Origin of the sequence: Pseudophaeobacter sp. TrK17 (assembly GCF_042192375.1) — a bacterium.
In the GTDB taxonomy this organism is placed as follows: Bacteria; Pseudomonadota; Alphaproteobacteria; order Rhodobacterales; family Rhodobacteraceae; genus Pseudophaeobacter.
Window position 1 is genome coordinate 4,077,689 of the sequence record NZ_CP071700.1, and the last position, 15,634, is coordinate 4,093,322.

17 protein-coding genes are annotated in these 15,634 nt (G+C 57.9%); 8 read left to right on the plus strand and 9 right to left on the minus strand.

All coding sequences use genetic code 11. The features are described 5' to 3' along the window. Positions 1-23: 23 nt before the first annotated feature. On the minus strand, positions 24-1,529 hold the full coding sequence (locus JZI28_RS19450) for a malonyl-CoA synthase (RefSeq protein WP_375698670.1): 1,506 nt from the start codon (positions 1,527-1,529) through the stop codon (positions 24-26). Between the two features lie 96 nt (positions 1,530-1,625). On the opposite strand from JZI28_RS19450, the gene JZI28_RS19455 reads away from it, so the two are divergent. Beyond that, positions 1,626-2,567: a DMT family transporter gene (locus tag JZI28_RS19455; protein WP_295449197.1), complete on the plus strand. Its 942-nt coding sequence runs from the start codon at positions 1,626-1,628 to the stop codon at positions 2,565-2,567. Between the two features lie 57 nt (positions 2,568-2,624). On the opposite strand, the gene JZI28_RS19460 is transcribed toward JZI28_RS19455, so the two are convergent. Continuing rightward, positions 2,625-3,068 (minus strand): MarR family winged helix-turn-helix transcriptional regulator, encoded by a 444-nt coding sequence (locus tag JZI28_RS19460; RefSeq protein ID WP_375698671.1) that lies wholly within the window; start codon positions 3,066-3,068, stop codon positions 2,625-2,627. A 121-nt stretch (positions 3,069-3,189) separates the two neighbouring features. Between JZI28_RS19460 and JZI28_RS19465 the strand changes: the two genes are divergently transcribed. Then, positions 3,190-3,618, plus strand: coding sequence for an organic hydroperoxide resistance protein (locus tag JZI28_RS19465; protein ID WP_295449201.1), 429 nt, complete (start codon positions 3,190-3,192; stop codon positions 3,616-3,618). 153 nt (positions 3,619-3,771) lie between these two features. On the opposite strand, the gene JZI28_RS19470 is transcribed toward JZI28_RS19465, so the two are convergent. After that, on the minus strand, positions 3,772-4,638 hold the full coding sequence (locus tag JZI28_RS19470) for a branched-chain amino acid aminotransferase (protein ID WP_297339933.1): 867 nt from the start codon (positions 4,636-4,638) through the stop codon (positions 3,772-3,774). Positions 4,639-4,808: 170 nt separating this feature from the next. Here JZI28_RS19470 and JZI28_RS19475 point away from each other — a divergent pair, with 170 nt between their 5' ends. The 6 genes from JZI28_RS19475 (at position 4,809) to dxs (ending at position 10,165) form a co-directional block, all read left to right on the plus strand. Then, complete coding sequence (locus JZI28_RS19475) at positions 4,809-5,345, plus strand: MarR family winged helix-turn-helix transcriptional regulator (RefSeq protein WP_295449205.1); 537 nt, start codon at positions 4,809-4,811, stop codon at positions 5,343-5,345. Beyond that, complete coding sequence (locus JZI28_RS19480; protein WP_297339932.1) at positions 5,342-6,043, plus strand: response regulator; 702 nt, start codon at positions 5,342-5,344, stop codon at positions 6,041-6,043. The genes JZI28_RS19475 and JZI28_RS19480 overlap by 4 nt, the downstream gene beginning before the upstream one ends. Positions 6,044-6,153: 110 nt before the next feature. Next, positions 6,154-7,080: a histone deacetylase family protein gene (locus JZI28_RS19485; protein ID WP_375698672.1), complete on the plus strand. Its 927-nt coding sequence runs from the start codon at positions 6,154-6,156 to the stop codon at positions 7,078-7,080. After that, the gene (locus JZI28_RS19490; RefSeq protein WP_295449213.1) at positions 7,077-7,328 is read left to right on the plus strand and encodes an exodeoxyribonuclease VII small subunit; all 252 of its coding nucleotides are present in this window, start codon (positions 7,077-7,079) and stop codon (positions 7,326-7,328) included. Before JZI28_RS19485 ends, JZI28_RS19490 begins: the two co-directional genes overlap by 4 nt. 4 nt (positions 7,329-7,332) lie before the next feature. Then, positions 7,333-8,196, plus strand: coding sequence for a polyprenyl synthetase family protein (locus JZI28_RS19495; RefSeq protein WP_375698673.1), 864 nt, complete (start codon positions 7,333-7,335; stop codon positions 8,194-8,196). Positions 8,197-8,236: 40 nt separating this feature from the next. Beyond that, entirely contained in the window at positions 8,237-10,165 is a 1,929-nt protein-coding gene (gene dxs / locus JZI28_RS19500) for a 1-deoxy-D-xylulose-5-phosphate synthase (RefSeq protein ID WP_375698674.1), read from the plus strand. A gap of 60 nt (positions 10,166-10,225) precedes the next feature. Here dxs and JZI28_RS19505 read toward each other — a convergent pair whose 3' ends face one another. From JZI28_RS19505 to JZI28_RS19530, 6 genes are all read right to left on the minus strand, one after another. Then, the gene (locus JZI28_RS19505; RefSeq protein WP_375698675.1) at positions 10,226-10,537 is read right to left on the minus strand and encodes a hypothetical protein; all 312 of its coding nucleotides are present in this window, start codon (positions 10,535-10,537) and stop codon (positions 10,226-10,228) included. A gap of 12 nt (positions 10,538-10,549) precedes the next feature. Then, positions 10,550-11,422, minus strand: coding sequence for an SDR family oxidoreductase (locus tag JZI28_RS19510; RefSeq protein WP_375698676.1), 873 nt, complete (start codon positions 11,420-11,422; stop codon positions 10,550-10,552). A gap of 235 nt (positions 11,423-11,657) precedes the next feature. Then, entirely contained in the window at positions 11,658-12,392 is a 735-nt protein-coding gene (locus tag JZI28_RS19515) for a peptidase (protein WP_375698677.1), read from the minus strand. A 47-nt stretch (positions 12,393-12,439) separates the two neighbouring features. Further along, a complete protein-coding gene (locus JZI28_RS19520; protein WP_375698678.1) occupies positions 12,440-13,237 on the minus strand; it encodes a transglutaminase domain-containing protein in 798 nt (265 codons plus the stop codon). Between the two features lie 12 nt (positions 13,238-13,249). Then, positions 13,250-14,191, minus strand: a complete 942-nt coding sequence (locus JZI28_RS19525; protein ID WP_375698679.1) for an alpha-E domain-containing protein — start codon at positions 14,189-14,191, stop codon at positions 13,250-13,252. A 4-nt stretch (positions 14,192-14,195) separates the two neighbouring features. Beyond that, positions 14,196-15,623 carry a circularly permuted type 2 ATP-grasp protein gene (locus JZI28_RS19530; RefSeq protein ID WP_297339926.1) on the minus strand — a complete coding sequence of 476 codons (1,428 nt, stop codon included), beginning with the start codon at positions 15,621-15,623 and terminating at the stop codon, positions 14,196-14,198. Positions 15,624-15,634: the final 11 nt, after the last annotated feature.

Below are 15,634 nucleotides of genomic sequence, written 5' to 3' on the forward strand. Positions count from 1 at the left end.
GACAGAAGCTTGACCGCCCCCTATTAGGCGTACAAATCGGCGTAATCCTCGCGCAGCGCCTTTTTCTGCACCTTCCCCATGGTATTGCGCGGCAGTTCGGACACCAGCACGATCTGTTTGGGCTGTTTGAACTTGGCCAACCGAACAGAGAGCGCTTGGGCGATTGCTGCGGCAGTGATGCTCCCTTCCGCCTCGGGCACAACAACGGCCACCACCGCCTCGCCAAAATCGGGATGAGCCACGCCAATAACGGCGCTTTCCAGCACGCCGGGCAGATCGTCGATCAGGCTTTCGACCTCTTTGGGGTAGACGTTAAAGCCGCCAGTGATCACCAGATCCTTTTGCCGCCCCACAATGGTGATATAGCCATCCGCGTCTTGCCGGGCGAGATCACCGGTGATGAACCAACCATCTGCCTGCAGCTCTTCTGCGGTCTTTTCGGGCATCTGCCAATAGCCCTGAAACACATTGGCCCCGCGCACTTCCAGCACGCCTGTTTCACCACTGGCGACCTCATGCCCCTGGTCCAAAATACGGGCCTCAACGCCGGGCAGCGGAAAGCCCACTGTACCGGCGCGACGCTCACCCTCATAGGGGTTGGAAGTGCTCATATTGGTTTCGGTCATCCCATAACGTTCCAGAATGCGATGCCCGGTGCGGGCCTGCCACTGCTCATGGGTGTCCACCAGCAGCGGCGCCGAGCCAGAAATGAACAACCGCATATTCGCCGCCCGCTGCGGTGTCAGGCGCGGATCCTGCAACAGGCGGGTGTAGAAGGTTGGCACCCCCATAAGGGCCGTCGCCTGTGGCATCGCCTCCAGAATCTGATCCGCGTTGAACCCAGACAGAAACACCACGCGTGCACCGGCAAACAGCGCGACATTGGTGGCCACAAACAGCCCATGGGTATGAAAAATCGGCAAGGCGTGGATCAACACATCCGCGTCGGTGAACTGCCAATAGTCCCGCAGGGTCAGCGAGTTTGAGGCCAGGTTATCGTGGCTCAGCATCGCCCCCTTGGAGCGCCCGGTGGTACCCGAAGTATACAGAATGGCCGCCAGATCATCTGGCCCGCGCGGCACCGGTTCAAACCGCCCGCGGCCCACCACGGCATCTGTCAGCGTGCCCAGCCCCGTGCCATCCAGCGTCACAACCCGCGCCGCGCCAGCGATTTGTTCCATCTCATCGCGCCGCGCCGGGTCGCAGACCAACACGCGAGGCGTCGCATCGCCCAGGAAATAAGCCACCTCCGGCACTGTGTAGGCGGTGTTCAACGGCAAAAACACCCCACCCGCCATGACTGTTCCAAGATAGAGCTGGATTGCCTCGATGGTTTTTTCAACCTGCACCACCACCCGGTCGCCGGGCTGAACGCCCATGACCACCAGGGCCGCCGCAGTGCGCTCAGCGCCGGCAAACAGCTCTCCAAAAGTGACGCTGGCACGGGCCGGAAAGGTCGCAAAGTTGCGGGTTTCATGCCCTTCACAGGCCGCATATAGCTGTGAAATCAAATGGTTTTCATCATACATTGAAAGGGCTCCTCAACTTTTGGCGCAATCTGCGCCGGGGCTGATAGGGAAATCAACCCATTGATCTTTTTGTCGCAGGGGCGCAGGGTCCTGCTCATGGCCACATCCTTAACATCGCATCGACCTCTGCTTGCCATCGCCCTCAAGGTTGCTGCCATTGGGCTGTTTACCGGCCTCTCTGCCGTGATCAAGTCGGTGTCCGATGTGGTTCCAGCCGGCGAAGCGGTGTTTTTTCGTTCTTTTTTTGCCATTCCCGTCATTGTTGTCTGGCTGTCCATGCGCGGTGATCTGAAACACGGGCTCAAGACCACGCGCCCCATGGGACATGTGATGCGCGGTCTGGTTGGCACCTCGGCGATGGCAATGACCTTTATGGGACTGGGCATGTTGCCCCTGCCAGAGGTCACGGCCATTGGCTATGCGACGCCGATCTTTACCCTGATCCTGGCCGCCGTCTTTCTGGGAGAGCGCATACGCCTGGTACGTATCAGTGCTGTTGGGATTGGCCTGCTCGGTGTGTTGATCATGATCTATCCGCGGCTGTCCAGCGGCATGGATATGTCCAGCACCGCCTTTGTCGGGGTCATGCTGATTCTTGGCGCCACAGTGGCGCGTGGGTTTGTACAAATTCACATTCGCCGGATGGTGATGACAGAGCAAACTGCCGCAATTGTGTTTTACTTTTCCGTCACCGCATCCCTGCTGTCGCTGCTGACCCTGCCGTTTGGCTGGGTCATGCCGGATCTGACGACACTTCTTCTGTTGATCAGCGCCGGGATTATCGGCGGCGTGGCGCAGATCCTGATCACCTCGTCCTACCGCTTTGCACCTGCGTCGATGCTGGCCCCCTATGACTATGTCTCGATGCTGTTTGCGATTGTCCTTGGCTATGTCTGGTTTGCAGAACTGCCAACACTTGTGATGCTGGCAGGGGCCAGCCTGGTGATTGCGGGCAATATTCTGGTGATCTGGCGTGAAAGCCGCCTTGGCCTGGTCCGTGGCAAGGCCAAATCACTGACCGACCCCAAAGGCGGGTAAGCCCGCCCTGCCCTCCCGGCTCAGGTTTCGCCAGCGCCAGGCGAAGGCCGCGTTCTTTTAGGTCTGGCTCTTTGCGTTCAACCGCAGTGCCAGCTCCTGGATCTTGTCGCGTAACGAAATCAGGTCAGCCAGATCATCCCCCGCCGCGTCCAAAATACAGCGCGAGATAGTTGCCGCCTCGTTCTGCAAGGCAAGACCTTTAGCAGCCAATGAGACAATCACACTGCGCTCATCCTCAGGGTTACGCTTGCGCGTGATCAGGTCGGCCGCCTCCATGCGTTTCAACAAAGGCGTGAGCGTATTTGACTCCAGGTTCAATGCGCTGCCCAGATCATTCACCTTCTGGCTGTCCTGCTGCCACAGGGCGACAAGCACCAGATACTGCGGATAGGTCAGCCCATATTGCGACAACAGCGGCCGATACAGCCGCCCCATGGCATTGTTGGCTGAATAGAGCGCAAAGCACAGCAGGTCATCAAGGTGAAGGGGTCGGTGCGTCATCCTCGACAGGTAAATCGCACACGATCAAACTGCAACCCCTTGCCACTGACCCCGGTTAGACCTAATATAAATCGCACACGATATACTCTTGCACGATTAAACTCAGAACAGGGACACCACCATGAGCATCTCCCCTCTTTATACCGCCCAAGGCACAGCCACCGGAGGCCGCAATGGCCGCGCCACAGTTGCAGAATCTGGTCTCGATCTGGTTCTGGCGGCGCCACCTGCCCTGGGCGGGGACGGCAAAGGCAGCAATCCAGAGCAGCTTTTTGCCGCCGGATATTCCGCCTGTTTCATTGGCGCCATGCAATTTGCCACGACGCAGGATGAAAGCCTGGCCAAGGTTCCCGCCGAGGTTTCGGTCACTGCAAATGTGGGAATTGGCCCCAAACCCGAGGGTGGTTTTGGTCTGAGTGTCGCCCTTGTTGTGACCCTGCCCGGGCTTGACGCGGCCCAGGCCGAACGCATCGTCGAAGCAGGTCACAAGATCTGCCCCTACTCCAATGCGATACAGGGCAACGTCGAGGTGACAACAGAAGTTCAATAAGGCCGAAGTAATTTGCGAGGCTCTGCCTCGCGTTCGGGATATTATTGGCCATATGAAGCGGCCACAGGCGGCAACCGCATCGCCAGATGCTCATACAGTAAAAGCGCGGAAGGTATCTTCCGCGCTTTTTCATTTTAACAACAGCAGCTGCGATTAACTACGCACCATCGCTTCATAAGCTGCAGCGATGTCGCGCGTCATCTCACCGACTTCGAATGTGTAGGGGCCGATTTCTCCAACAGGGGTGACCTCAGCCGCGGTGCCGGTCAACCAGCACTGTTCAAACCCTTCCATCTCCTCGGGCAGGATGCGACGTTCATGCACGGTGATGCCTTTTTCCTTGAGCATCGCAATCACGGTCTGACGAGTAATCCCATTGAGAAAGCAATCTGCCAGCGGCGTGTGCACTTCGCCGTCCTTCACAAAGAAGATATTGGCGCCGGTCGCCTCAGCCACATAGCCGCGATAATCCATGAACAGGGCATCCGAACAGCCTTTGGCCTCAGCCTTATGCTTGGAAATGGTGCAGATCATATAAAGACCCGCCGCCTTGGCATGCACCGGGATTGTCTCGGGGCTGGGGCGCTTGTATTCCGCAATGTCCAGTTTGGCGCCCTGCATCTTGGCATCGCCATAATAGGCCCCCCAACCCCAGACTGCCACGGCCATGCGCACCGGGTTCTGCGCCGAGGCGACACCCATGTCTTCGCCAGAGCCGCGCCAGACCAGAGCCCGCACATAGGCGTCCTGCAGCCCCGAGGCCTTAAGGGTCTCTTCTTTGGCGGCTTCGATATCATCCACCGAATAGGGCATCGGCATGTCCAGCGCCTCAGCACTGGCAATCAGCCGCTCGGAATGTTCGCGGCTTTTGAAGATCTTGCCGTTATAGGCGCGCTCACCTTCAAACACCGAAGACGCATAGTGCATCGCATGGGTCAGGACGTGCACCTTTGCATCTCGCCAGTCGACCAGCTCTCCGTCCATCCAGATAAAGCCGTCACGATCATCATATCCAGCCATGCCACAGCCTCCTCAAAGCAGTTGTATTTTCATAAGTTGCGCTAAATATGACCGAAGTGGACATATTGTTGCGCCAAAGCTGCGATTCGATACATCTTCACTCTTGGAATGTCAATATAGCTGACATAAACTGACCGGCAGGGACGCACGGCGAGCAGAGGAAACGCACCATGGCAGAAGGCAGCTCAAGCGGACGGTCAATGGGGCGATCCAGCCAGGGCTATGGCGGCGAAAGCCTGTTGTTTTTGACCGATGAACAATTGCGCCAGGGGATCGAGGCAATGTTCTTTGCCTATCGCGGCTTTACAGCCGATCCCGACCGCATTCTGGCACAGATGTCTTATGGGCGTGCCCATCACCGCGCCATTCACTTTATCAATCGCGCCCCCGGGACCACGGTAAACAACATGCTGACCATCCTGGGCGTCACCAAACAATCGCTCAACCGGGTTCTGCGCACCCTGATCAGCGATGGGTTGGTCGAAAGCCGGGTCGGGGTCACCGACAAACGCGAACGCCACCTGCACCTCACCGAGGAAGGCAGACAGCTGGAGGCCAAGCTTTCGGATGCCCAGCGCGCCCGCATGCGCGCCGCCTATAAGGATGCCGGACCCGAGGCCGTCCAGGGGTTCAAGAAGGTATTGGAGGCGATGATGGATGCAGATATGCGCCGGGCCTATATCAATCTGCGGGAAACCGGATCATGACCACCTTTGACTCGCACCTACTGATTGTTGACGATGACGAACGCATTCGCGGATTGCTGAAGAAATTTCTGGTGCGGGCCGGGTTTCTGGTCTCTGCGGCACGGGACGCAGCCCATGCCCGCCGGATCTTGGCCGGGCTCGATTTTGATCTGATCATCATGGATGTGATGATGCCGGGCGAGGACGGTATCTCGCTGACCAAATCCCTGCGCGAAACCATGACCACGCCAATCCTGCTGCTCACCGCTAAGGGCGAGACAGAGGACCGTATCACCGGATTTGAGGCCGGCGCGGATGACTATCTGCCCAAACCCTTTGAACCCAAGGAACTGCTGCTGCGGGTCAATGCGATCCTGCGCCGGGTGCCGGACACCTCGGCGCAGGACAGCGCCCCCAAGGTGCTGCATCTTGGCGACATCCGCTATGATATCGAACGCGGAGAGATGTGGCAGGGCAATGATCTGGTGCGGTTGACCGGCACCGAAAGCCAACTGATGAAGATCTTTTCGGCCTGCCCCGGAGACCCCGTGAGCCGTGCCAAACTGGTCGAAGATCTGGGCCGGGACCGTGGCCAGGCACAGGAGCGCGCTGTGGATGTTCAGATCACCCGGCTGCGCCGCAAGATCGAGCCGAACCCAAAACAGCCGCAATACCTGCAAACTGTCCGCGGTGCCGGCTATATGCTTGCGCCTGATTGATCAGGGACCGTCGCTCCGAAAGGCTCGCCCTTTCTAACTGATCCCTTTGCTGGCACCCTGTGGGCAATGCTGCCCCTGTTGTTCACTCTGACGCTCTGGAACATGCCAAAATGACAACCGCTTTGATCACCCACGCTGATTGCCTGCGCCATGACACACCAGAGGGGCACCCCGAACAGGTGGCCCGCCTTGAACACGTCCTACACGCGCTGGAAACACTGGATCTGAAACGTGTTGCCGCGCCGATGGCGGCCGAGGATGACGTCCTGCGCATCCATCCTGTGGATCATCTGCGCGCCCTGCGCAGCGCCCGCCCAATCGAAGGCTATGCACAGATTGATGGCGATACCTTCCTGTCCCCCGGTTCACTAGACGCGGCCTTTCGCGCCGCCGGTGCTGCGGTACGCGCCGTGGATCTGGTACTGACAGGCGAGGTTCAAAACGCCTTTGCTGCCATTCGCCCACCGGGACACCATGCCGAAACAGAGACCGCCATGGGGTTTTGCCTGTTTGGGAACGCTGCACTGGCCGCCAAACATGCCCTGGATCATCACGGCCTGAAACGAGTCGCGGTGGTGGATTTTGACGTGCATCACGGCAACGGCACCCAGGATCTATTGTGGGACGAGCCCCGCGCCCTGTTTGTCACCAGCCAGCAAATGCCGCTGTGGCCCGGTTCAGGGCGGGTGGATGAAGACGGCGCATATGGCCAAATTCTCAACATGCCACTGGCACCCGATTCTGCTGGCCCTGAAATGCGCGCCGCCTATGAAGGCCAGGCTTTTCCACGGCTGCGCGCCTTTAAACCAGAGCTGATAATCATTTCGGCCGGCTTTGACGCCCACCGCGATGATCCGCTGGCCAGTCTGAACTGGAGCACGACCGATTTTGCCTGGCTCACGGCTGAACTCTGCGCTCTGGCAGAGGAGCTGTGTCAGGGCCGTATCGTCTCGACTTTGGAAGGCGGATATGATCTGAACGCCCTAGCGCAGGCCACGCGCGCACATGTGGAAGAATTGATAAAGGCAGCGACATGACCGAACCCACCGCCCCCTCCGTAGAAGAGATGAGCTTTGAGCAGGCCATGCGCGAGCTGGAAACTGTGGTTGGCCAACTGGAACGCGGCGATGTGGCACTGGATGCCTCGATCGCGCTGTATGAACGGGGTGCCAAGCTCAAGAAACGCTGCGAAGATGAGTTGAAGCGCGCCGAAGAGAAGGTCGCCTCCCTGACGCTGGACGCCAGCGGCACACCGGTTGCAACCCAGGCTCTGGACGCGGGCTAACAGCATGGCTGCCTCGTTCACCGTGGCGCTGAAACAGGCGCAACAAGAGATCTCTGCCCGCTTGAGCGCGATTATTCCTGTGCAGTCCACCCTGGGACAGCCAATGCTGCATGCGGTGATGGGCGGCAAGATGCTGCGCGGATTTCTGGCCCTGGAAAGTGCGCGCCTGCACGGCGTTGATGCCGAAGCCGCCCTGGATGCGGCCGTCGCGATTGAATGCATTCACGCCTATTCGCTGGTGCATGATGATCTGCCCTGCATGGATGACGACGATCTGCGCCGTGGCCTGCCGACGGTCCATAAAAAATGGGACGAGGCAACAGCGGTGCTGACAGGCGATGCCCTGCAAACCATGGCCTTTGATCTGTTGGCCGATGCAAAATTCGGCCCCAACGCGCTGGAGCTCATCCGGCTCCTGGCCCGCGCCGCTGGCCGCTCTGGCATGGTACAGGGGCAGATGCTGGATATTGATGCAGAAACCGCCACAACCCCTTTGACCCTGGAACAGATCACCCGCCTGCAGGACCGTAAAACCGGCTGCCTGATCAACTGGTCTGCCACCGTTGGGCCAGTGATTGCCGGCGACGATTCCCGCGCTCTGTGGCAATATGCAACCGCTCTTGGCCTTGCATTTCAGATTGCCGATGACATCTTGGATGTGGAAGGAGACGCTGAAAAGGTTGGCAAGGCCCTGCGCAAAGATGCCACTGCCGGCAAGGCGACCTTTGTCTCGCTCTTGGGACTGGAGCCTGCCAAAGAGCGCGCTCGGGATCTGGTCGACGAGGCCTGCAGCGCCCTGGCTCCCTATGGGGTCGCTGGAGAAACCTTGAAGCAGACCGCCCGCTTCGTTATTGCGCGTGACAGCTGACACCGGGGCCCGATTGCCCCGCCCGCCACAAGGAAACATCATGTCTGACCGGCCCACTACCCCGCTTCTGGACCAGATCGCGCGCCCTGCGGATATGAAAGGGCTGAGTGATGCCCAACTGGTGCAGCTGGCCCATGAGCTGCGGCAAGAGACCATTTCGGCGGTCTCAACCACTGGTGGCCATCTGGGTGCGGGGCTGGGCGTGATAGAGCTAACCGTGGCGCTGCATGCGGTGTTCAACACCCCACGGGACAAGCTAATCTGGGATGTCTCGCATCAAAGCTACCCCCATAAAATTCTGACCGAACGCCGTGATCGTATCCGCACCCTGCGCACCAAGGGCGGGCTGTCGGGCTTCACCAAACGCTCCGAATCTCCCTATGATCCCTTTGGCGCTGCCCATAGCTCCACCTCGATCTCTGCGGCGCTGGGGTTCTCGGTGGCCCGCGATCTGGGCGGCGTGGTGCCCGAAGGTCTGGGCGAAGCAATTGCAGTGATTGGCGATGGGGCGATGTCGGCCGGCATGGCCTTTGAGGCGATGAACAACGCTGGTCATCTGGACAAGCGCATGATCGTCATCCTCAACGACAATGAGATGAGCATCGCACCGCCGGTTGGCGCGCTGTCCTCCTATCTGTCACGGCTTTATGCCGAAGAACCCTTCCAAGAGCTGAAAGCCGTTGCCAAGGGCGCCGCATCGCTGCTGCCGGAACCCTTCCGCGAAGGCGCCAAACGCGCCAAAGACATGCTCAAAGGCATGGCCGTTGGCGGCACCATGTTTGAATCCCTCGGCTTTTCCTACATCGGCCCTATTGATGGCCACGATCTGGATCAGCTGCTGCCAGTGCTGCGCACCGTCAAGGCCCGCGCGCGCGGGCCGATCCTGATCCACGTGCTGACCAAAAAGGGCAAGGGATATGCCCCGGCTGAAACAGCCCGTGACAAGGGCCATGCCACCGCAAAATTTGACATGGTCACCGGTGAGCAGAAAAAAGCCCCCTCCAACGCGCCCTCCTACACAGGTGTCTTTGGCGATGAGCTGGTGAAACTTGCCGCCAAGGACGACAAGATCTGCGCCGTCACGGCCGCCATGCCCGATGGCACCGGCCTGTCGCTGATGGCGGAACGCTATCCGTCACGCTGCTTTGACGTGGGCATAGCCGAACAGCACGGCGTCACCTTTGCCGCCGCGCTGGCGGCCGGCGGGATGAAGCCGTTTTGTGCGATGTATTCCACCTTTTTGCAGCGTGGCTATGACCAGGTGGTGCATGACGTCGCCATCCAGCGCCTGCCCGTGCGCTTTGCCATCGACCGCGCTGGCCTGGTGGGGGCCGATGGTGCCACCCATGCCGGTTCCTTCGACATTGGTTTTATGTCCAACCTGCCCGGTATGGTGGTGATGGCCGCCGCCGACGAGGCAGAGCTGGTGCATATGGTCCATACCGCCGCCGCCCATGACGCAGGCCCCATCGCCTTCCGCTATCCCCGTGGCGAGGGCGAAGGTGTGGAAATGCCGGAAGAGCCGCAACTGCTGGAGATCGGCAAGGGCCGGATGATCCAAACGGGCAAACGCGTGGCGCTGCTCTCTTTTGGCACCCGTCTGGGCGAAACCCGCAAGGCCGCTGAAGCCCTGTCGACCAAGGGCATCACGCCAACCATTGCCGACGCCCGTTTTGCCAAACCGCTGGACCGTGAGATGATCCTGAATCTGGTGGCCGACCACGAGGCGCTGATCACCATTGAAGAGGGCGCCGTAGGCGGCTTTGGCTCCCATGTGGCGCAGCTGCTGGCAGATGAGGGCGTATTCGACGCGGGCTTCAAATTCCGCTCCATGGTGCTGCCCGATACGTTTATCGACCAAGCCAGCCCCAAAGACATGTACGAGACCGCCGCGATGAACGCCCCCCAAATCGAAGCCAAGGTGCTGGAAGTATTGGGCGTTGCGTCGATTGGAGAGAAGCGGGCGTAAAATTGGAAAACACGAGGACAGAACTTGCCTTGATGGACAGGTTCGACCGAACCACCTCGCCTAGTCGTATCCAGACATTTTGCAGAAAAACCGATAGATAGACGCGGCCTTACCCGCGTTCAGTTTTTGTATCTGCTCCGCAATTTGATCGTCACCCAGTAAATAGACCGGCAGTTTCTCTGGGTTTACTACTGCAAAATTCAACAGCACCGCCCGCTTGGAAAACACCGCGGAACCACACACAACGTCAAATTTTCTCGCAAATGGTTGTTGCTCCCAAAGCTGGTCCAAAACGCTGGGATGCTTCCAGTTGATCCGGGCACCGAGCCGCCCAAGTGTTCTGAAATTCAGCAGCACAAAGAACAGATGCATAATCCCCATTTGCTACAACGCTGGCGGCTCCGAAGGGGGCACAAAGCGCTCCATATCTTCTGCTGCAAGCACCGCCTGCAACCCCTCTCGGTAGCTTGGATACAGCAGCTCGACCCCAAGCTCACCTTTGATGCAATTATTGCGGACGCGCTTGTTCTCGCCGTAAAAACTGCGCGCCATTGGGGTCATGCCGGCCTCATCAAAGGGCACCTCGGCGGGCACGGGCAGGCCCAGCAACTCTGCGGCGTAGCCCAGAACGTCCTGTGGCGGGGCCGGGTCATCATCGCAAAGGTTATAGATCCCGCCCGGGTTCGGCTGATCAATCGAGGCCAGCAGTGCCTGCACAATGTCATCCACATGAATGCGGGAAAACACCTGTCCCGGTTTGACAATGCGCCGCGCCTTGCCCGCCATCAGCTTGGCAAAGGGGCCGCGCCCAGGGCCGTAGATCCCCGCCAGACGAAAGATATGCAGCGGCAGGTCAGGGATCTGCTGCCAGTGTTGCTCTGCCAGGCTGCGCCAGGTGCCGCGTTCGCTGGTCGGCGCAACCGGTGTGGTTTCATCCACCCAACCGCCGTCCCGGTCGCCATAGACCGCTGTGGTCGACAAATACCCGACCCATTCAAAATGGGCAGCCGCAGCAGCTATCTCGTCGCGCAAGTGAGCCAAAACAGGGTCGCCGCGCTCATTTGGCCCGATAGAACTGAGCACATGGGTCACCCCGGCCAAAGGAATATCCTCTCCCGGCCAGGTCAGCATGTCCACACCTGGGACCGCAACCGGCTCCCGCGCGGTGCCAATCACCCGCCAGCCGCGCGCCAACAGCTGCGACGCCAGGTGGCGCGCTGTATATCCACATCCAAGACAAAGAAGCGTTTTCTGCATAGGCTCTATTTGGGCAGAACCACGCGAGGGTGCAAGACTTGTTTCGCCCCCGCGCCGCTCTTTCAAACCGTCATCAGCGTTTCCTGAAGTGGGCCAGCAAAACAGTGCTAATAAGCAGGAGAGCGGGCATTCCTGCACACCAACATTCACCCGGCAAGAGACCGCCACGACCTGCTGCTCTGCGGAGCTTGCTCACCGTCCTCTTTGTTGGCGCAATGCCGCTTTAGATATCTGCTCAGTCGATCTGATAGCTAGGTAATTGCGCCAGCGCGTTGCGCAGGGCGTCACCCCAGCTTGAGGAGACCGCTTGGTAATAGGCATCGTCCACTTCGATCCGTGGCCTGGGGGTGGCGACAAAGCTGTCTTGGAAATAGACGTGCAGATCAAGGGGCAGCCCAACAGACAGATTGGCCTTTATTGTTGAATCAAACGAGACGATCAGCAGCTTAACAGCGTCTTCAAATGACATCTCGGGATCGTAGGCCCGTACAAGGATTGGTTTGCCGTATTTGGCTTCGCCGATCTGGAAAAACGGATTGTCGTCAGTGATTTCAATAAAATTGCCTTCGGGGTAAATCATAAACATCGTAGGTGCCCCGCCTTTGATCTGGCCCCCTACAATCACCGAGGCTTTGAATTTTGACGATGCTTGCTGGCCCTCGGAATGGCTATGGGCAATCACCTCTCGCAATGTCGAGCCAACAAGCCGGGCGATCTCGAACATCGTCGGCAGTTCCAATATGGAGGGGCTGCGTTCCGTTGTGACCTTTGACCGTTCCTCTAGAAGGCTGATCAATGATTGGGTAGTTGCAAGGTTTCCCGATGTCATCAGCGTGATGACCCGTTCGCCGGGAACATCCCATGTGAACATTTTCCGCGTAACCGAGAAGTTATCTACGCCTGCGTTGGTGCGGGTGTCGGACATGAAAACCAAGCCCTTGTTCAATCGTAGTCCGACGCAATAGGTCATTGTTTTGGTCCAGTACGGGGTAGAGAGTTCGAAACAGTGTACCGTATCTATTGCTGAATTTGCAGCGATACAATCATCGTCTCGTCCATAGCTCCCCTGCGAATGCCCGTAATTGGCGCCGCATCCCGTGAATCAAGGCCCGTTGCGATCCTGACATATCGCTCATCCGGCGAAATACCATTGGAGACGTCAAAGCCGACCCATCCCAGCCCCTCAATATGGGCCTCGGCCCAGGCGTGGCTGGCATCTTGATCGATCCGGTCGTCCATCATGAGATATCCACTGACATAGCGCGCAGGAATGCCTGCCACCCGCGCCGCTGCAACGAAGATCTGCGCGTGGTCCTGACAAACGCCACCACCGGCCTTCAGCGCCTCTTCGGCGCTGGTTCCTGCAAAGGTGTTTGCTTCGCCATACGGGGCCGCTGCAAGAATTTCCTGTGACAATACGTGGAGATCGCTCAGCGTATCGCCTTTGGCCTTTATATGTTTGGCCAGCTTGCGAATGCCGCGCCCAGGTGTGGTGCGCGGCGTTGTTTGGCAAAAATGCCAAAGCGGCGCCTTGCCGTAAACTTTGCCGAAAATACCATCAGAGGAATGGGTTTCGACCACGCCTGAGACCTGAACAGAGACTTCCGTCGTGCCTGCATTGGCTTGAACCAATAGCGTTTGGTTTTGATATTGATCCTGAAACTCAAGCTCCTGAACCCCGCCGGAAATCGAGACATTCCAGTCCAGAACCGTTTGATGCTTGGTGGACGTCGGGATCAAGCGCACTTGTTGCAAGCCATAAGACACCGGCGCATCGTAGGTGTATTTGGTCGTATGTGAGATTTCCAGTTTCATAGTCTCAAACGCTTATCCGATGAACCGATAGTCTGTTTCAATCTGCTGCCCGATCGCGTTGATATCGTCGATAAAGGCTGTGATGAATTGATGCAGCCCCTCGTCAAAAACCGTTGCAATCGTGTGCGCACGCAGCCTGTCGCGCTGTGCGCTGATCATGTCGTGACATGTCAGACGGGTGCCATAATCCTTGGCGAGAAATCCGAGACTTTCTTCCAGAATTCGGCTGCAAAAGGACAGGGACCGTGGAAAGCGGGGATCCAGAATGAGGAAATCAGCGACGCTGGCGGGCGTCATGTTTTCATCATTGAGCCAGCGAAAAGACCGGTGCGCAGAAACCGAGCGTAAAATGGTTTCCCACTGCACATTATCCAAAGCGGATCCGACAAAACTGGATGACGGTAGCAATGTGTAATACTTCACATCAATGATCCGTGCCGTATTGTCTGCCCGTTCCAATGCGATGCCCATTTGGGTGAAATCATAAATATCATTGCGCAGCATGGTGCCGTGCATAGCACCGCGGACCAATGCGCTATGGCGGCGAATTTCTCCGAGCACAGCTGGCAGGTCCGTTTCTTTTACAGGTGACTTGAGGGTCTTTTTCAGGCCCATCCAGCCTTCATTGACCGCTTCCCAGACTTCTGTGGTCAACGCGGTTCGAACCATACGGGCGTTGGTTCGTGCTTTTTCGACAGCTGAGAGAACACTCGACGGATTGCCGGGATCTCGCAGCAGGAAATCCACCACATATGCCGCCTCGTAGGAATCATATTTTGCGTCATAATGGCTACGGGCGCCCGCCGTGGTCACAACGGATTTCCATTCTGAGGCTGGATCATTGGATCGCGTCAGCGCAATGCGGAACCCGGCTTCGACAAGGCGTGCGGTGTTTTCGCAGCGTTCCAAAAAGCGAAACATCCAATAGAGACCACCAGCGGTTTTTCCAAGCATCCTGCTAGTCCTCCAGAACCCAAGTATCTTTGGTGCCGCCACCCTGGCTGGAGTTGACCACCAGGGAACCGGCCTTCAATGCCACGCGGGTCAGACCGCCCGGGGCGATGTTGATACTGTCCGGTGACACCAGGGCAAAGGGCCGTAAATCAACGTGACGCGGCGCAAGCCCTTTTTTGGCAAAGATGGGCACTGTCGACAAAGACAAGGTCGGCTGCGCGATATAGTTGCCTGGGTTTCTGCGCAGTTTGGCAGCAAAGGATGACAGCTCTTTCTTGCTGGCTGCTGGCCCAACCAGCATCCCATACCCGCCCGATCCGTGAACCTCTTTCACCACCAGCTCTGCCAGATGATCCAGGACATAGGCCAGCGAGTCCGCTTCTGAACACCGCCAGGTCTGGACGTTTTTCAAAATTGCCTTCTCACCAGTATAAAATTCGATGATGTCGGGCATGTAGGAATAGATCGCTTTATCGTCAGCAATGCCCGTCCCTGGCGCGTTGGCAATGGTGATGTTTCCGGCACGGTAGACATCCATGATCCCCGGCACACCCAACATAGAGTCTGGGTTGAAATTCAGTGGATCAAGATAATCATCATCGACCCTGCGATACAGCACATCAATCTTCTTATAGCCCTTGGTCGTGCGCATCGCGATGTGGCCGTCCACAACCATCAAATCATGCCCTTCCACCAGCTCGACGCCCATCTGATCAGCCAGAAACGAATGCTCAAAATAGGCGGAGTTGTGAATTCCTGGCGTCAGAATGGCCACAGTGGGCTTGCCAGCGCAGCGCTCGGGCGCACAGGCCGCAAGCGAGCGCCGCAGGTTTTTGGGGTAGTCGCTCACGCGCTGAACTTTGATCTGGCTGAACAGTTCGGGAAACATATGCAGCATCGTTTCGCGATTTTCGAGCATGTAAGACACACCCGACGGTGTTCGGGCGTTGTCTTCGAGCACGTAGAAATCATCCTCACCCGTGCGCACAAGATCGGTGCCGACGATGTGGGTGTACACTTTACCCGGTGGCGTGAACCCGATCATCTGCGGCAGGAACGCTTCATTGCGCGAAATCAGTTCGGTCGGCACGATCCCCGCACGTAGAATTTCTTGTCGGTGATAGATGTCATGCAAAAAGGCATTGATTGCACCTACTCGTTGCTTGATCCCTTTGGACAATTTGGTCCACTCGCGGTTTGCAATAATGCGAGGGATCAAGTCGAACGGGATCAGACGTTCTTGGGCGGCGGCTTGGCCATAGACATTAAAGGTGATGCCTGTGCGTCGGAAAAACGCCTCGGCTTCCTTTGATTTCTTTGAAAGACGCGCAGGGTCTTCGTTTGCAAACCACTTTTGGTATTCGGCGTATGGAGCGCGGACGCCATCTGAACCCAAAAGCATTTCATCAAAGTGGAGACGTTCTAAATCCATAGAAACACGTT

Bases quoted from the DNA above. Each gene is read 5' to 3' on its own strand.
- JZI28_RS19485 (WP_375698672.1), top strand. From the start codon at position 6,154: ATGACAACCGCTTTGATCACCCACGCTGATTGCCTGCGCCATGACACA.
- JZI28_RS19505 (WP_375698675.1), bottom strand. From the start codon at position 10,537: ATGCATCTGTTCTTTGTGCTGCTGAATTTCAGAACACTTGGGCGGCTC.
- JZI28_RS19475 (WP_295449205.1), top strand. From the start codon at position 4,809: ATGGCAGAAGGCAGCTCAAGCGGACGGTCAATGGGGCGATCCAGCCAG.
- JZI28_RS19515 (WP_375698677.1), bottom strand. From the start codon at position 12,392: ATGACCTATTGCGTCGGACTACGATTGAACAAGGGCTTGGTTTTCATG.
- dxs (WP_375698674.1), top strand. From the start codon at position 8,237: ATGTCTGACCGGCCCACTACCCCGCTTCTGGACCAGATCGCGCGCCCT.
- JZI28_RS19520 (WP_375698678.1), bottom strand. From the start codon at position 13,237: ATGAAACTGGAAATCTCACATACGACCAAATACACCTACGATGCGCCG.
- JZI28_RS19465 (WP_295449201.1), top strand. From the start codon at position 3,190: ATGAGCATCTCCCCTCTTTATACCGCCCAAGGCACAGCCACCGGAGGC.
- JZI28_RS19510 (WP_375698676.1), bottom strand. From the start codon at position 11,422: ATGCAGAAAACGCTTCTTTGTCTTGGATGTGGATATACAGCGCGCCAC.
- JZI28_RS19495 (WP_375698673.1), top strand. From the start codon at position 7,333: ATGGCTGCCTCGTTCACCGTGGCGCTGAAACAGGCGCAACAAGAGATC.
- JZI28_RS19490 (WP_295449213.1), top strand. From the start codon at position 7,077: ATGACCGAACCCACCGCCCCCTCCGTAGAAGAGATGAGCTTTGAGCAG.
- JZI28_RS19455 (WP_295449197.1), top strand. From the start codon at position 1,626: ATGGCCACATCCTTAACATCGCATCGACCTCTGCTTGCCATCGCCCTC.
- JZI28_RS19460 (WP_375698671.1), bottom strand. From the start codon at position 3,068: ATGACGCACCGACCCCTTCACCTTGATGACCTGCTGTGCTTTGCGCTC.
- JZI28_RS19470 (WP_297339933.1), bottom strand. From the start codon at position 4,638: ATGGCTGGATATGATGATCGTGACGGCTTTATCTGGATGGACGGAGAG.
- JZI28_RS19530 (WP_297339926.1), bottom strand. From the start codon at position 15,623: ATGGATTTAGAACGTCTCCACTTTGATGAAATGCTTTTGGGTTCAGAT.
- JZI28_RS19450 (WP_375698670.1), bottom strand. From the start codon at position 1,529: ATGTATGATGAAAACCATTTGATTTCACAGCTATATGCGGCCTGTGAA.
- JZI28_RS19525 (WP_375698679.1), bottom strand. From the start codon at position 14,191: ATGCTTGGAAAAACCGCTGGTGGTCTCTATTGGATGTTTCGCTTTTTG.
- JZI28_RS19480 (WP_297339932.1), top strand. From the start codon at position 5,342: ATGACCACCTTTGACTCGCACCTACTGATTGTTGACGATGACGAACGC.